A 13,979-nucleotide genomic window follows, 5' to 3' on the forward strand; every position below is an offset into this window, starting at 1 on the left:
CCCTGGGGGGGATGGTGGCTCTGCGTACGAGGGGCCAGGGGGCCCGGCCCACGGGTACTGGGCTACTTATACGCGGCAAACGCCTTCGTAAACGCGAGCGGCTGCTGCTCGATCGAACTGCACGTCGGCTGGGCGGAGTCGGAGGCTCCGCCGGGGCAGGCCTTGTCGCGGGTCGAGGACCACATCGACAGCTGGCCCATGCCCTTGGTCTTGGCGAACTTCACCAGCTGGGCCGCGTCGTCGACCGTGAAGACCTCGGTGGCGACGTCGTTGACGCCGATCATCGGGGTGACGGCGACGGCCTGCCACGCGGCCTTGTCGGAGAGGCCGAGCGCGGTCTTGACCTGCTTCTGCGTGGCGGTGGCGGCCTGGACCGCATACGTGCCCATGTCGCCGCTGTAGGCGGGCCCGTAGTCCATCGCCATCACGTTGACGGCCGAGATCTTCACGCCGTTCTTCTTGGCGTTGGCGAGCAGGTCGACGCCGGGCCGGGTCAGCCCCTCGGGCATCACGGGCAGCGTGAAGGAGACGTCCAGGCCCGGGTGCTGCTTCTGGAGCGTGGCGACGGCCTGGGCGCGGCGGGTGTTGGCGGCGGTGTCCGGCAGGGCCGCGCCCTCGATGTCGAAGTCGACCTTGGTCAGCTTGTACGTGTCGACGACCTTGCCGTACGCCTTCGCGAGGGAGGCGGCGCTGTCGCACTTCAGGCCCAGCTCGGAGCCGGCGGCGCCGCCGAAGGAGACGCGGACGTCGCCGCCCTTGGCCCGCAGGGCGCCTATCTGCGAGGCCACCTTGTCGTCGCCGAGTCCGGTGGCGCCGCCCCAGAGCGGCTCGCAGCCGCCGCCGGAGGTGATGAAGGCGAGGTTGAACTCCTTCACGCCGGTCTTCCGCGCGGTGTCGACGAGGTCGTAGGCGGGGGCGAGCGAGGTGTCCACGAAGGGCGCGAACTTCGCGGCAGCCCCGGCCTTGACCTTGGTCTTGGCCGGGGCCTTCTTCGCCGGGGCGGCCTTGGTCGCGAGGGCCGTGCCGGAGAAGAGGAAGGCGCCACCGCCGACGAGTGACGCGGCGACGAGCCCGCCGACGACCTTGGTCCGGGTGCTCGTCGTGCGCCGGTGCGTGCTGCTCATGACGTGCCTGCCTTAGCTGTACGGGGGTGGGGGTGCGGCAGCACGTTAGCCTCGCGTGGGCGCGACAAAACGGGTAACTCCCGCCCGGAGCGCGGATCTTAGGGCGCCCTTAAGGGAGAGATCGGGGGCGGTTAATGGTCGTGCGTCTGCGGGCCGTCGGTGGCTGGTCGCGCAGTTCCCCGCGCCCCTGAAGGGGCCTTCGACGAGGCCCCCGTAAGGGGTGCGGGAGCGAGCAACCCAGAACGCGCCCGCAGGGAGCCCGCTCAGCCCGGGCTCGGAGCCCGCTTTCGGCGGCGTACGGCGACGCTCCGGTGTCCCCGGCGCCCCTCCGCCGGACGGCGGGAGTCCAGCTGGATCCAGACGCGGACCTCCGTCCCCCCGAGGACCGAGCTGCCGATCCGTACGTCGCCGCCCGTCGACTCGGCGAGACGGCGCACGATGTCGAGGCCGAGCCCGGTGGAGCCGTCCTCGCCCGAACCCGCCCCGCGGGCCAGCGCCGCCTCGGGGTCGGCGATGCCCGCCCCCGCGTCGGAGACGAGGACGATCACCGCGTCCTCGCCGCTGTGCACGTCCACCGCGAACGCCGTGCCCTCGCGCGTGTGCCGGAAGACGTTGCCGAGCAACGCGTCGAGCGCGGCGACCAGTTCGGGCCTGGCCACCGGTATCCGCACCGGCCGGTCCACGCCCGCCACCCGGACCTCGCGGCCCTCGTCCTCGGCGAGCGCCGACCAGAAGGCCATCCGCTCCCGGATCACCTCGGCGGCGTCGCAGCCCGCGCCGGGTCCCGCCGTCGCCGTCTGCGGCTTGGCGTCGCGCGCGGTACGGATGATCGTGTCGACCTCGCGCTCCAGGCGCTCCACGGCGGTGCGGGTCTGTTCGGCGGCGGGCCCGTCGCCGAGCGAGGCCGCGTTGAGGCGCAGGACGGTCAGGGGCGTACGGAGGCGGTGCGAGAGGTCGGCCGCCAGCTCCCGCTCGTTGGCGAGGAGCCGGACGACCTGGTCCGCCATCGAGTTGAACGCCACCGCGGCCAGCCGCAGCTCGGTCGGGCCCTCCTCGGGCACCCGCGCCCCGAGCTTGCCCTCGCCGAGGTCGTGCGCGGCGCCGACCAGGCGTTTGGCCGGCTGGACCATGCGTACGCCGAGCCGGTCGGCGACCGCGACCGAGCCGATGACGAGCGCGATGCCGACGCCCGCGAGCACCAGCCACGCCGTCGTCACGCCGTTGCTGATCTCGTCCTCCGGCACGAAGATCTCCACGACCGCCGTGCCGGAGCTGAGCGCGGTCGGCTGGAGCACCACGAAGCCGCCCGGCACCTCGGTGGTCCTGGCCCGGCCCTTCCTGCGGGTCTCCTCGACGGCGCGCGCCTCGGCCCGCGGCTCGCCGACCTCGAAGGCGGGGGCGTCGTCGACGGCGGGGACGTAGACGGCCATCCGCCCGTCGCCGCCCGCCTCCGACGAGGCGACGGCCCGGGTGAGCTCGCCGCGGTCGGTGGTGATGGAGAGGGTGGGGCCCATGCCCGCGCCGTGCCGCTCCGCGTTCGAGATGGCGCGGTCCCTGGCCATCTCCTTGACGACGAGGCCGAGCGGCACCGCGAAGGCGACCACGACCATCACCGTGACGGCGAGGCAGACCTTGACGAGGGCCCACCTCACAGCGGTGGCTCCGGCAGCGGCGGCTCCAGCTTCACACCGACGCCGCGCAAGGTGTGCAGATACCGCGGGCGCGCGGCGGTCTCGCCCAACTTCCGCCGCAGCCACGACAGATGGACGTCGATGGTCTGGTCGTCGCCGTAGGACTGCTGCCAGACCTCGGCGAGGAGTTCCTTGCGCGGCACGACGACGCCGGGGCGCCCGGCGAGGAAGGCGAGCAGGTCGAACTCGCGCCGGGTCAGGTCGAGCCGCGTCCCGTCCAGCTCGGCCTGGCGCCGCAGCGGGTCGATGGAGAGCCCGCCGACCTGGAGCACGTCGCTCGGCGGCACCTCCCCGGCGGGGACGCGCGAGCGGCGCAGGACGGCGGCCATGCGGGCCGACAGGTGCTCGACGGAGAACGGCTTGGTGAGGTAGTCGTCGGCGCCGTCGTTCAGGAGCCGTACGATCTCCGCCTCGTCGTCCCGCGCGGTGGCGATGATCACGGGTACGTCGGTGATGCCGCGCAGCATCTTCAGCGCCTCCGACCCGTCGAGGTCGGGCAGACCGAGATCCAGGATCACCACGTCAAAGCGGAAATGGGCGACCTCGCGCAGCGCCTCCAGAGCCGTGCCGACGCTGCGCACGGTGTGCGAGGCCTCGGTCAGGTGCCGGATGAGGGCGGAGCGTACGAACTGGTCATCCTCGACGACGAGCACACTTGCCATGGGCGGCACCGTACGCCATACGGCGGAACGCGGTCCTCCCCGGGACGGCCCGCCCGGCGGTGCCCCGGGATGCGCACGCCCCGGGGGACAGGGGCGCGCCGCGTGGTGCAGTATGGCCCGCGATGCACAGAGGACTCGTACACACCATCGCGTGGTCGCTCGCCACGGGCGCGGCGGTCACGCTGTCCTGGTGGGGCGTCCACACGGTGATGGCGGGCACCGTCTACGACCCGCCGCGCGCCCTGCCGCTCGCGGCGGACGACGGCGACGGGAGCGAGCACGCGGAGCCGCTGGCCTCCTCGACGCACCGCTCCGAGCCACCGCGGACGGGGAAGCCGACGCAGTCCACGAAGCCGTCGAAGAGCCCCCGGAAGACCACCGAACCGTCCGAGAAGCCCTCGAACACGCCCTCCGCTCCCCCGCCGGCCGGCTCCGGCACGGGGACGGTCAAGGGCTACAACACCGACGGCGGCCGGGTCGTCTTCGCCCTCGGCGAGGACTCCGCGACGCTGGTCTCGGCGACCCCGGCGGCCGGCTGGTCGGTGCAGACGTGGAAGCAGGACAAGTGGATCCGCGTGGAGTTCACGGCGGGCGCGGCCAAGCTGTCGGTGTTCTGCACCTGGCACGACACCGCGCCCCGGGTGGAGATCAACAAGTACTGACGCGGCGCGGGGGCGGGCGCGTCAGCGGAACACCGACGGCGGCGGCGCCGGCGAGGCGACCGCGCTCGCGTCCGTGACGGCGGCCGCTCCCCCGCTGAAGTCCCGCAGCCCCCGGCCGTGTTCGACCCTGCCGGGGTGCGGGTCGCCCGCACAGCGCCGGGTCAGCTCGGCGATCGGCAGCGGGCGGTCGGAGCCGAGCAGGACGGCGTTGCCGAAGCGCTTGCCGCGCAGCACCGCAGGGTCGGCGACGAGCGCGAGCTCGGGGAAGAGGGCGGCGGCGGTGGCGAGCTGGCCGCGCAGGTGCGCCAGCGGCGGGCCGTCGGCGAGGTTGGCGACGTAGTACCCGCCGGGTGCCAGTGCCCGGCGCACGTCGGTGAGGAATTCCGTGCTGGTGAGGTGAGCGGGGGTGCGGGCCCCGCTGAAGACGTCGGCGATGACGAGGTCGGCCCAGCCGTCGGGGACCTTCGCGAGCCCTTCGCGGGCGTCGGTGCCGCGCACCCGCACGCGGGCCTGCGGGTCCAACGGCAGTTCGCGGCGGACGAGTTGGACGAGGGCGGTGTCGCGCTCGACGACCTGCTGGGTGGAGCGGGGGCGGGTCGCTGCCATGTAGCGGGCGAGGGTGAAGGCGCCGCCGCCGAGGTGGAGGGCCTGGACCGGTTTTCCCGGGGGTGCCGCGAGGTCGGCGATGTGGCCGATCCTGCGCTGGTACTCGAAGTCGAGGTACGCGGGGTCGTCGAGGTCGACGTGGGACTGCGGGGCGCCGTCCACGAGCAGCGTCCAGGCGCGCGGCCTGTCCCGGTCCGGCATCAGCTCGGCGAGCCCGCCGTCCACCTTCTCGACGACGGCCTCCCGCGCTTCCCGGGACCGCTTGTTCCTTGCCATCCGGCCATTATCGGCGTACGCCGCCGGGGTGGCCCGATGACCTTGGGGCAGGGCGCCGGGGCGGGGCTCAGCGGCAGTTGTCCGCGGCCTCGATGGTGCGGGCGGCCTGGCCGAGCGCGGCCCGCAGGACGGCCGGGTCGGTGACGGGGTCGCCGCCCGGGGGCAGCAGCCAGCCGGTGCCCGCGACGGGCGGCTCGGGCACGACGGGGCCGGGCTCCGGCGTCACGTACACGCTCATGCCGCGGCCGAAGGTCTGGGTGCAGGCGCTGCCCGGCAGGTCCCAGCCGTCGGCGGTGCCGGGCGGCACCAGGAAGCCGAGGGTGTCGCAGCTGCCGTCGTGCAGGACGGGGCCGACGGTGTCGCCCGCGCCCCGGCGCAGGATGTCGACCGCTTCGAGGCCCTGGCGCGCGGGGACCGTGACGAGGTCACAACACTCGTCGTCGCAGGAGGCGGTGCCCGGGGGCGAGGCACTGCCGTCCTGGGTGGGCCGATGCCGTGCCGTCGTCAGTGAAGCCGGGGACGCGTCGCTCTCCGCACGCGAGTCGCTGTTCTCCATGCCGATCTCCAACAAGGGGACCCCTCCTCGCCGTGCGGGAGCCGCGTGACTCCCGCTCCTCACGGTTCAACGCGGACAGGCGTCAACAGGCACTGCGGCACGCCGCCGCAAAGGATGGCAGTTCATGGCAGATCACGGATGAGATATCCGGTTTGTAGCCAAACACCGCGTGCCGGACCTGTCACAGCGGGTACGTTCGTGCTCCGCCGGAACAGGGGCAGCCCCGCGAGATCCCTTACGCGGGCGCGGCGTCCGGTGCGCGAGCGTGCGCACGGTCCGGCACGATCCGCACGAGAGGGTCCGGCCATGGCGTCGTCATCGATGGCATCGTCAACTCAGTCCCCCCGACCGAACCTCGCCTTCCGGCAGCTCCGCGGACAGCGCTCGCCCGGCGAGTTCGCCGCCGCGGTGCGGCGGGCCGCCCGGGAGATCGGTGAGCGGGTCAGCTGCGACGCCCGCTACATCGGGCGCGTGGAAGCGGGCGAGATCCGCTGCCCCAACTACGCCTACGAGCGGGTGTTCCTGCACATGTTCCCGGGCCGGACGCTGACCGACCTGGGGTTCGCCCCCCGGTCGGTGGTGCGCGGCAGGGGGGCGCGCACCGAACCCGACGCGCCCCCGGTCCACTCCGACACCGACTTGCCGGTCACCGTCCCGGCACAGACCCCGATCCCGTTGTACGAGTCCCATCCGTCCGGGTCCGACCCCCGCGCCTGCGATCCGTACGCGATCCAGACTCACGAGGAGAGCGACGTGCAGCGTCGCGCGTTCATGACCGGCTCCACGGCCACCGTGGCGGCCGCGCTCGGACCCATCGGCCTCACCCTGGGCGGCCCGGCGGAGGCGGCCGCCCTGCGCGGGCGCCGGGTCGGCGAGGCCGAGGTCGGCGCGGTCGAGGCGGCCGTGCGCAAGATCAGGCTGCTCGACGACCGGCACGGCGCCGACGGCCTCTACCGCCGGGCGGCGGCCCCGCTGCGCACCGCCTACACCCTGCTGGACGCGGGGACGACGTCGCGGCAGTCCACCTCGGACCGGCTGCACTCGGGCGCCGGCGAGCTCGCCATCTCGGTCGGCTGGCTGGCGCACGACTCCGGCCGCTTCGAGGACGCCCGCTCGCACTACGCCGAGGCCCTCGCCACGGCGCGGGTCTCCGGCGACTCCGCCCTGGAGGCGCACGCCTTCTGCAACGCCGCCTTCCTCGCGCGGGACGCGGGGCGGCCCCGGGAGGCGGTGCGGGCGGCGCAGGCGGCCCGGCGCGTGGCCCAGCACCTCGGCTCGCACCGGCTGCTCTCGCTGATCGCGCTGCGGGAGGCCGGGGGCTGGGCGGGGCTCGGCGACCGCTCGGGGTGCGAGCAGTCGCTGACCCGGGCGCACGCCCTGTTCGACCGCGGCACCTGCGAGGCCGCCCCGGAGTGGATGAGCTTCTACGGTCCGGCCGAGCTGTCGGGCCTGGAGGCCCAGTGCTGGTCGGCCCTCGGCGACTGGAGCCGGGCCGCGGGGCACGCGCGGCACGCGGCGGCGACCGCCTCCGCGCAGACCCCGCAGTTCACCCGGAACATCGCGCTCTATACCGCCGAGCTCGCCGACGACCTGGCCCGCGCGGGCCGCCCCGACGAGGCGGCGACGGCGGGGCTGCGGGTCCTCGCGCTCCTGGACGAGGTGCAGTCCTCCCGCATCCAGTCGATGCTCGCCACGACGGCACGGGTGCTGCTGCCGCACCGCAGGGCCTCGGGCGTGGGCGGCTTCCTGGAGCGGCACGCGTCCCTGCCGCGCGCCGTGTAGGCGTACGCCCGCGGCGGGCTAGGCCAGGTGGCCCGTCTCGTTCCACGACTCGACGGCGGGCTCTCCGTAGGCCCAGCCGAGGGTCGACAGGGAGGTCGGGTTGAGGCGGATGCGGGCGGCGAACTCGATGCCGAGGCCGAGCCAGCGCGCGCCGATCACGCGCAGGATGTGGCCGTGCGCGAAGACCAGCACGTCGCGGTCGGCGCTCCTGGCCCACTCCACGACCTCGTCCGCGCGCGCGGCGACCTGCGCCAGCGTCTCGCCCCCGGGGACGCCGTCCCGCCAGATGAACCAGCCGGGGCGGACCGCCTGGATGTCGGCCGGGGTCATGCCGTCGTAGACGCCGTAGTCGAACTCCATGAGCGCGTCCCAGGTGGTGGCGCGGTCCCCGAAGCCGGCGATCTCGCAGGTCTCCCGCGCGCGGGAGAGCGGGCTGGTGCGCACCTCGACGTCCGGGAGGCCGTCGTAGGGCGCGCGGTGCAGCCGCTCGCCCAGGAGCTTGGCGCCGCGGCGGCCCTCCTCCAGGAGCGGGATGTCCGTCCTGCCGGTGTGCTTGCCGGACAGCGACCATTCCGTCTGTCCGTGCCGGGCCAGCAGGATGCGGGGTGCCATGGGGAACTCTCCAATGTCGTACGCGTGAACCTCGGGCAACGCCGCCCGGACGGGACTTTTGCCGCCTTTGCGGACAGACGGCGCTCACCCCCTCCATCATCGCCCACCGTTCCGCGACCGCTCGCCGGGCCTGGCAACCCGGCCGCCGATCTCTGCGTCTAAGACGACCGGAGGACGCCTCGACGGCCATCGCGTACGCCGTAAAGTGAGGCCGCGGCATACGCCGCATGAACAGCTATGAGTGGGGGATCGACCGGATGCCGAAGAGCGCCGCACCGGGCACCGGGGGCATAGCCGGACACCGTCTTCGCTGGTGGACGGAGCTGCCGCTGATCGTCCTGGTGTACGCCGCCTACTCCGCCGGCCGGCTCCTGGCCCGCGGGGACGTGTCGACCGCCGTCGACCACGGCATCGGCATCCTCAGAGCCGAGCAGTTCCTGCGGCTCAACGCGGAGAGCCCGCTGAACCGTCTCTTCACGGCCCACGCCTGGATCGGCGTCCCCGCGGACTTCTGGTACGCCTCGCTGCACTACCTCGTCACGCCCGCCGTGCTGATCTGGCTGTTCCGCAGCCGGGCGGTCCACTACCGGGCCGCGCGCGCGTGGCTGATGACCTCCACCCTGATCGGCCTGGTCGGCTTCACGCTGCTGCCGACCTGTCCGCCGCGGCTGCTCGACGCGAGCCACGGCTTCGTCGACACCATGGCGCAGTTCAGCGACTACGGCTGGTGGGGCGGCGAGGCGAGCGCGCCGCGGGGCATGGGCGGCATGACCAACCAGTACGCGGCGATGCCCAGCCTGCACGTGGGGTGGGCGCTGTGGTGCGGCGTGATGCTGTGGCGGCACGGGCGCTCGCCGCTGACCCGGGTGGCCGCGGTCGCCTACCCGCTGATCACCACGCTCGTCGTGATGGGCACCGCCAACCACTACTTCTTCGACGCGCTCGCGGGCGCCGTCGTGATGGGGGTCGGGCTGCTGCTCGTGCGGCCCGTGCAGCGGCTCACGGACCCGGTCATGACCCGCCTGCGGAACCGTTTCATGCGGCCCGTCACGCGGCCCGCCGAGGGCACCTCCGCCCCAGAGCCCTCAATTGTCAGTGCCGGGTGCCAGACTTCGGCGGGTGAGCGAATTCCCCGACAGCGCAAGCAAAGTGCCGGCCCCGGCACCGAGCCGAGTGCCCGGCCCGCCGAAGCGGGGGACGGCACTCCGGCAGCGGCTCGCTGAGCTGCGCGGCCCCGACGTCCCCGCCCGGCCGCTGGACGCCCGGGCCCTCGCCGCGCTCGCGGCCAACCCGGGGTGCAGACGGCGCGCGCTGCTCGACGGCGCGGGCGTGGACAAGACCGCGCTCGCGCAGTCGCTCGGCACGGCCTCCGGCTTCGGTCAGTCCCAGTTCGCGTTCATGCGGGGCAATGCCTTCGAGGCGCGGGTCAAGGCCGACGGCGGCGCGGAGCTGCTGCGCCTGACGCACGCACGCCTGGGCGGCGGGCCCGAGCCGGTGCCGGGCGAGTCCGCCGTTCCCGATCTGTCGGCGGCCGGTCCCGAGGGCCGCGCGGCACGCACGGCGCTGGCCCTGCGCGAGGCCACCGGGGCCGGCACCTGGACGCTCCTCGACCACCCCATGCTGTCGCTGGACGTCGCGGGGACGCCCGCCTTCCTGGAGCCGGACGCCGTGGTCGTCCAGCCGGACGGCGGCTGGGCCGTCGTCGAGATCAAGTCCTTCCCGATGATCGACGGTTCGGCGGACGCGGCGAAGGTCGGCGCGGCCGCCCGCCAGTCCGCGGTGTACGCGCTGGCGCTGGAGCGGGTGGCCGAGCACATGGACCCGGCGCCCCGCATCCGCCACCACGTCCTGCTCGTCTGCCCCAAGGACTTCTCCAACCAGCCGACGGCGTCCGCGATCGACGTCCGCAAGCAGCTCTCGGTGACCCGGCGCCAGCTGGCCCGGCTGACCCGCGTCGAGGACATCGCGGCGCAGCTCCCGCCGGACACGACGTTCGACGTGCGGCGCCCCGCGGCCGAGCTGACGGAGGCGGTCGAGGCGGTCCCCGCGACGTACGCGCCGGAGTGCCTGGCCGCCTGCGAGCTGGCCTTCCACTGCCGCGACCGGGCCCGTGAGGAGGGCGAGGTGACGTCGCTCGGCCGGGCGATCCGCGGCGAGCTCGGCGGTCTGACGTCCATCGGCGAGATCCTCGCGGCGGCGGCCGGTGAAGCGGGCGACCCGGCGGACCCCGCGGTGGCGGCGCTGCGCAGGGCGGCGGGGCTGCGGGCCGAGGCGCTGGCGGGCGCGGGGGCCCGGGAAGGCGCGGCGTGCTGAGCCCCGCGCCGCGGCAGGCGCCGCACGGAACCGGTCCGCGGACAGAGAGGTCCCGCAGCACATGTCACTGATCGACAGCCTCGCCCGACTGGAGGCGGTCACCACGGGGCGGGCCCAGCCGAGGGCGACGGTCCGCCACCGGCACATCTCCCAGCGCCCCCTCGTCCTCGTCCCGCTCATCACCGCGGGCGAGGCGGGCGCCCCGCTCGGCGCCCTCGTCGGCACCGAGCGGACCTCGCCCCGGCTCCTGGTCGTCCCGCAGCCCCGCGACCGCGACCTGCGCTTCGCGTTCCTCGCGGAGCTCGCCGAGATCGTCCTGCCGTACGTCGACGGCTTCGCGGACGACGTGGAGGCGGCCGAGCGCAGCGAGACCGACCCCGAGACGGGCAAGCGCGTCAAGGTCGAGGTCGACCTGTGCGCGGACGCCCCGCAGCTGATCGTGCCGAGCCGCGCGGGCATCGAGTTCGTGCGGCTCCTCGGCCGCTCCATGCGCTTCCGCCGCACCGCCGAGCAGGACCCCGAGACGCCCTATCCGGCGCCGCCCCGCGTCCCGCTCCTCGGCCGCTGGCTCACGCACTTCGGGGAGCGCGCCCGCGTCCCCGGCTCGGCGCTGCTGACCGCCATGACGGAGCTGCTCTCGCGGCACTGGGCGACCGGCCAGTCGAGCCTGGAGGACCAGCACCTGGGCGCGCTGCTCGCCTGGATCGAGGCACCGGAGGGCACCTCGGGCGCCGAGGCCGCGCTCCGCGCCGAGCTGGCCCGCGACGGGGACGGCCAGCTGCTGTGCCCGCCGGCGGGCCCGGCGACGGACCCGGCGTTCGACAACGACCTGCTGGCCCCGGCCATGGAGCGCTACGACCGCGCGCGCGGCGCCCTGGCGGCCGCCGAGGACGGCGTCGAGGCGGACGAGCGGCTGGGGCGGCTGACCGCGGCCGAGCGGGAGATCCACGCGCTGATCGACAGCAGGACCCGCCCCACCTGGGACGCCGTGTGGCGCGGCCTCGACGCGCTGTGCACGCTCCCCGAGGCGGCGCACGCCGCGGACCGGTGGACCCGCGACCGCTGGTCGTTCACCGGCCACCGCGACCGCGTGACGGCGGGCGAGCCGCCGCAGCCCCGGGTCGACGACGCGGTCACCGCGGCGAACAAGCTGGCCACGCGCGAGCGCGAGCAGGCCCGCCTGGACGCCCAGGAGGCCCTGGACGACCCGCTGGTGATGGCGGGCCGGCGCCTGGCGGGCGAGGCGTTCGCCGGCGAGGTGACGGAGGTCGTCATGGCGTACAGCGAGGCCAAGAGCCCGCGCCCGCGCCCCCTGGTCACCGTCCGCACGGACGACCGTCCCCACCTCGGCGAGCGCACGAAGGTGTTCCGCTCCCTCGGCGGCAAGCCGCAGACGGCGGAGTTCGTGGCGTACGAGGCGGCGGGCTCCGTCGTGCTGCGCCTGACCGACAAGATGGGCCGCGGCAAGGAGCCCGAGCCGGGCTCGGTCCCCGAGAAGGGCGACCGGATCTGCTGGACGCTCTTCGAGCACGAGCAGCGCGGCGGCCCCAAGCTGCCCGACCCGGAGAACACCCCGTGGACGCACGGCGGCCCGCCGTCGGACGCCGCGGAGAGCCCCGACCCCGTGACCGCGGAGGACACCCTGTGATCCAGCTCGCCCCGCCCGCGGGCGGCACGTTCGACCCCGGCGCCGAGGCCGCGCGCGCCACGGAGGCGATCCTCCACGACACGCTGCACGGCACGCACCGCGGTGTCGTCGTCGACTCGCCGCCGGGCGCGGGGAAGTCGACGCTGGTGGTCCGCGCCGCGCGCGAACTGGCCGCGGCGGGCCGCCCGCTGATGGTGATCGCGCAGACGAACGCGCAGGTGGACGACCTGGTCCTGCGGCTCGCCGAGAAGGACCCGGAGCTGCCGGTGGGCCGGCTGCACAGCAGCGACCCCGATCCGTACGACAAGGCGCTCGACGACCTGGCGAACGTACGCAAGTCCACGAAGGCGGGCGATCTGGCGGGCCTCGACGTCGTCATCTCGACGGCCGCGAAGTGGGCGCACGTCAAGGACGTGGAGCCGTGGGGGCACGCCATCGTCGACGAGGCGTACCAGATGCGGTCGGACGCGCTGCTCGCGGTGGCGGGGCTCTTCGAGCGGGCGCTGTTCGTGGGCGACCCGGGGCAGCTGGACCCGTTCGCGATCGTCGGCGCGGAGCAGTGGGCCGGTCTGTCGTACGACCCCTCGGCCTCCGCGGTGAGCACGCTCCTCGCCCACAACCCCGAGCTGCCGCAGCATCGCCTGCCGGTGTCCTGGCGGCTGCCCGCCTCGGCCGCGCCGCTGGTCTCGGACGCCTTCTATCCGTACACGCCCTTCCGCAGCGGCACGGACCACGGGGACCGCTCGCTCACGTTCGCGGTGCCGTCGGACGGTTCGGGCCCGGACCGGGTGATCGACGAGGCGGCGGAGTCGGGGTGGGGGCTCTTGGAGCTGCCCGCGCGGAACACGCCGCGCACGGACCCGGAGGCGGTCCGCGCGCTGGCCCGGGTCGTCCGCCGCCTCCTGGACCGGGGCGGCGCGGCCACCTCGGAGCGCGGCCCCGACCCGACGCCGCTCACCGCCGACCGCGTCGCCGTCGGCACGGCCCACCGCGACCAGGCGGCGGCGGTCCGCGCCGCGCTCGCCGACCTCGGCGTCACGGACGTCACGGTGGACACGGCGAACCGCCTGCAGGGCCGTGAGTACGACGTGACGGTCGTCCTGCACCCGCTCTCGGGCCGCCCCGACGCGACGGCGTTCCACCTGGAGACGGGCCGCCTGTGCGTGCTGGCCTCGCGCCACCGGCACGCCTGCATCGTGGTCTGCCGGGCGGGCGTCAGCGAGCTCCTGGACGACCATCCGTCCACGGAGCCGGTCCAGTTGGGTGTCACCGTGAAGTTCCCCGACGGCTGGGAGGCGAACCACGCGGTGCTGGCGCGGCTCTCGGAGCACCGGGTGACGTGGCCACGTTAGGGGCGCGGGCCCGCACCCCCGCGCCCCCCGACGAGCCCTCGGCCCACTTGTGCGGCAAGGGACAATGGGAGATGGCCGGACGCCGGACAGACGGCCCGCACCGTATGAGGAGGACGAATTATGGCGGAGCCCGAGCGGCCCCGGAGCGAGCAGCGCATGCGACCCGCGCCCCTGCTCTTCGAGCCGGCGGAAGCCACCGCCGACCCCGAGCACTTCTTCGACCTGGAGTCGATCGAGGACCCGCGCGAGCTCCTGGACCGTGCGACGGAGCTGACGCACGCGTTCCGCGCCGCGACGGACCGGTCCGTCGAGTTCCAGGCGATCGCGGCCGCCCAGCTCGCCGATCCGCGCCGCTTCGACCGTCTGACGCCCGCGCTGATCGCGGAGCGCGCGGAGTGGACCGAGGACTACGCGAAGAAGATGGTCGAGTTCGGGCGTGACCTGCTGCGCGGGGGCGCCGAGAAGGCGTAGCGCGAGGCGGGAGAGGCCGGCCCGAGGCGGCCGGCGAGCGCCGGAACCGGGGATTCACAAGATCTTCCGGCATATGCCACGGGGCAAGATACTCCTCGCCACCCCCGACTGTCCCGGTTTTCGGAAACTCTCGGAAACGGAATGCTCACTACCGGTAGATGTAGAGGGTATGAACAGCAGCCTCTCCCTCCACGGCCCGTCGCCGGTGCCCGCCGCCCCGGACC

General features: G+C 74.5%; 12 protein-coding genes and 1 pseudogene. 7 read left to right on the top strand and 6 right to left on the bottom strand.

Annotation, left to right across the window (positions count from 1 at the left end):
• Positions 1 to 62: 62 nt before the first annotated feature.
• The 3 genes and pseudogenes from AOK22_RS30200 to AOK22_RS30210 all read right to left on the bottom strand — a co-directional run.
• A pseudogene (locus AOK22_RS30200) lies at positions 63 to 950 on the bottom strand (chitinase); the annotation flags it as partial.
• Between the two features lie 437 nt (positions 951 to 1,387).
• Positions 1,388 to 2,776: a HAMP domain-containing sensor histidine kinase gene (locus AOK22_RS30205; protein ID WP_055701902.1), complete on the bottom strand. Its 1,389-nt coding sequence runs from the start codon at positions 2,774 to 2,776 to the stop codon at positions 1,388 to 1,390.
• Positions 2,773 to 3,477, bottom strand: a complete 705-nt coding sequence (locus AOK22_RS30210; RefSeq protein ID WP_079036913.1) for a response regulator transcription factor — start codon at positions 3,475 to 3,477, stop codon at positions 2,773 to 2,775. The genes AOK22_RS30205 and AOK22_RS30210 overlap by 4 nt, the downstream gene beginning before the upstream one ends.
• A gap of 122 nt (positions 3,478 to 3,599) precedes the next feature.
• On the opposite strand from AOK22_RS30210, the gene AOK22_RS30215 reads away from it, so the two are divergent.
• Positions 3,600 to 4,139 carry a hypothetical protein gene (locus AOK22_RS30215; protein WP_055701904.1) on the top strand — a complete coding sequence of 180 codons (540 nt, stop codon included), beginning with the start codon at positions 3,600 to 3,602 and terminating at the stop codon, positions 4,137 to 4,139.
• A 21-nt stretch (positions 4,140 to 4,160) separates the two neighbouring features.
• On the opposite strand, the gene AOK22_RS30220 is transcribed toward AOK22_RS30215, so the two are convergent.
• The gene (locus tag AOK22_RS30220; RefSeq protein ID WP_055701905.1) at positions 4,161 to 5,021 is read right to left on the bottom strand and encodes a spermidine synthase; all 861 of its coding nucleotides are present in this window, start codon (positions 5,019 to 5,021) and stop codon (positions 4,161 to 4,163) included.
• 67 nt (positions 5,022 to 5,088) lie between these two features.
• The gene (locus AOK22_RS30225) at positions 5,089 to 5,592 is read right to left on the bottom strand and encodes a hypothetical protein (RefSeq protein WP_425264089.1); all 504 of its coding nucleotides are present in this window, start codon (positions 5,590 to 5,592) and stop codon (positions 5,089 to 5,091) included.
• A 291-nt stretch (positions 5,593 to 5,883) separates the two neighbouring features.
• Here AOK22_RS30225 and AOK22_RS30230 point away from each other — a divergent pair, with 291 nt between their 5' ends.
• A complete protein-coding gene (locus AOK22_RS30230) occupies positions 5,884 to 7,359 on the top strand; it encodes an NsdA family TPR-like regulatory protein (protein WP_055701906.1) in 1,476 nt (491 codons plus the stop codon).
• Between the two features lie 18 nt (positions 7,360 to 7,377).
• Here AOK22_RS30230 and AOK22_RS30235 read toward each other — a convergent pair whose 3' ends face one another.
• Complete coding sequence (locus AOK22_RS30235; RefSeq protein ID WP_055701907.1) at positions 7,378 to 7,971, bottom strand: histidine phosphatase family protein; 594 nt, start codon at positions 7,969 to 7,971, stop codon at positions 7,378 to 7,380.
• A gap of 257 nt (positions 7,972 to 8,228) precedes the next feature.
• Between AOK22_RS30235 and AOK22_RS30240 the strand changes: the two genes are divergently transcribed.
• From AOK22_RS30240 to AOK22_RS30260, 5 genes are all read left to right on the top strand, one after another.
• Positions 8,229 to 9,194 carry a phosphatase PAP2 family protein gene (locus tag AOK22_RS30240; protein WP_055701912.1) on the top strand — a complete coding sequence of 322 codons (966 nt, stop codon included), beginning with the start codon at positions 8,229 to 8,231 and terminating at the stop codon, positions 9,192 to 9,194.
• The gene (locus AOK22_RS30245; RefSeq protein ID WP_055701908.1) at positions 9,145 to 10,284 is read left to right on the top strand and encodes a hypothetical protein; all 1,140 of its coding nucleotides are present in this window, start codon (positions 9,145 to 9,147) and stop codon (positions 10,282 to 10,284) included. Before AOK22_RS30240 ends, AOK22_RS30245 begins: the two co-directional genes overlap by 50 nt.
• A gap of 61 nt (positions 10,285 to 10,345) precedes the next feature.
• Positions 10,346 to 11,932: a hypothetical protein gene (locus AOK22_RS30250; RefSeq protein WP_055701909.1), complete on the top strand. Its 1,587-nt coding sequence runs from the start codon at positions 10,346 to 10,348 to the stop codon at positions 11,930 to 11,932.
• Entirely contained in the window at positions 11,932 to 13,284 is a 1,353-nt protein-coding gene (locus tag AOK22_RS30255; RefSeq protein WP_055701913.1) for an AAA domain-containing protein, read from the top strand. The genes AOK22_RS30250 and AOK22_RS30255 overlap by 1 nt, the downstream gene beginning before the upstream one ends.
• Before the next feature lie 120 nt (positions 13,285 to 13,404).
• Positions 13,405 to 13,755: a hypothetical protein gene (locus AOK22_RS30260; protein ID WP_055701910.1), complete on the top strand. Its 351-nt coding sequence runs from the start codon at positions 13,405 to 13,407 to the stop codon at positions 13,753 to 13,755.
• Positions 13,756 to 13,979 lie beyond the last annotated feature (224 nt).

This window comes from Streptomyces silaceus, from assembly GCF_001419745.1.
Lineage (GTDB): Bacteria > Actinomycetota > Actinomycetes > Streptomycetales > Streptomycetaceae > Streptomyces > Streptomyces silaceus.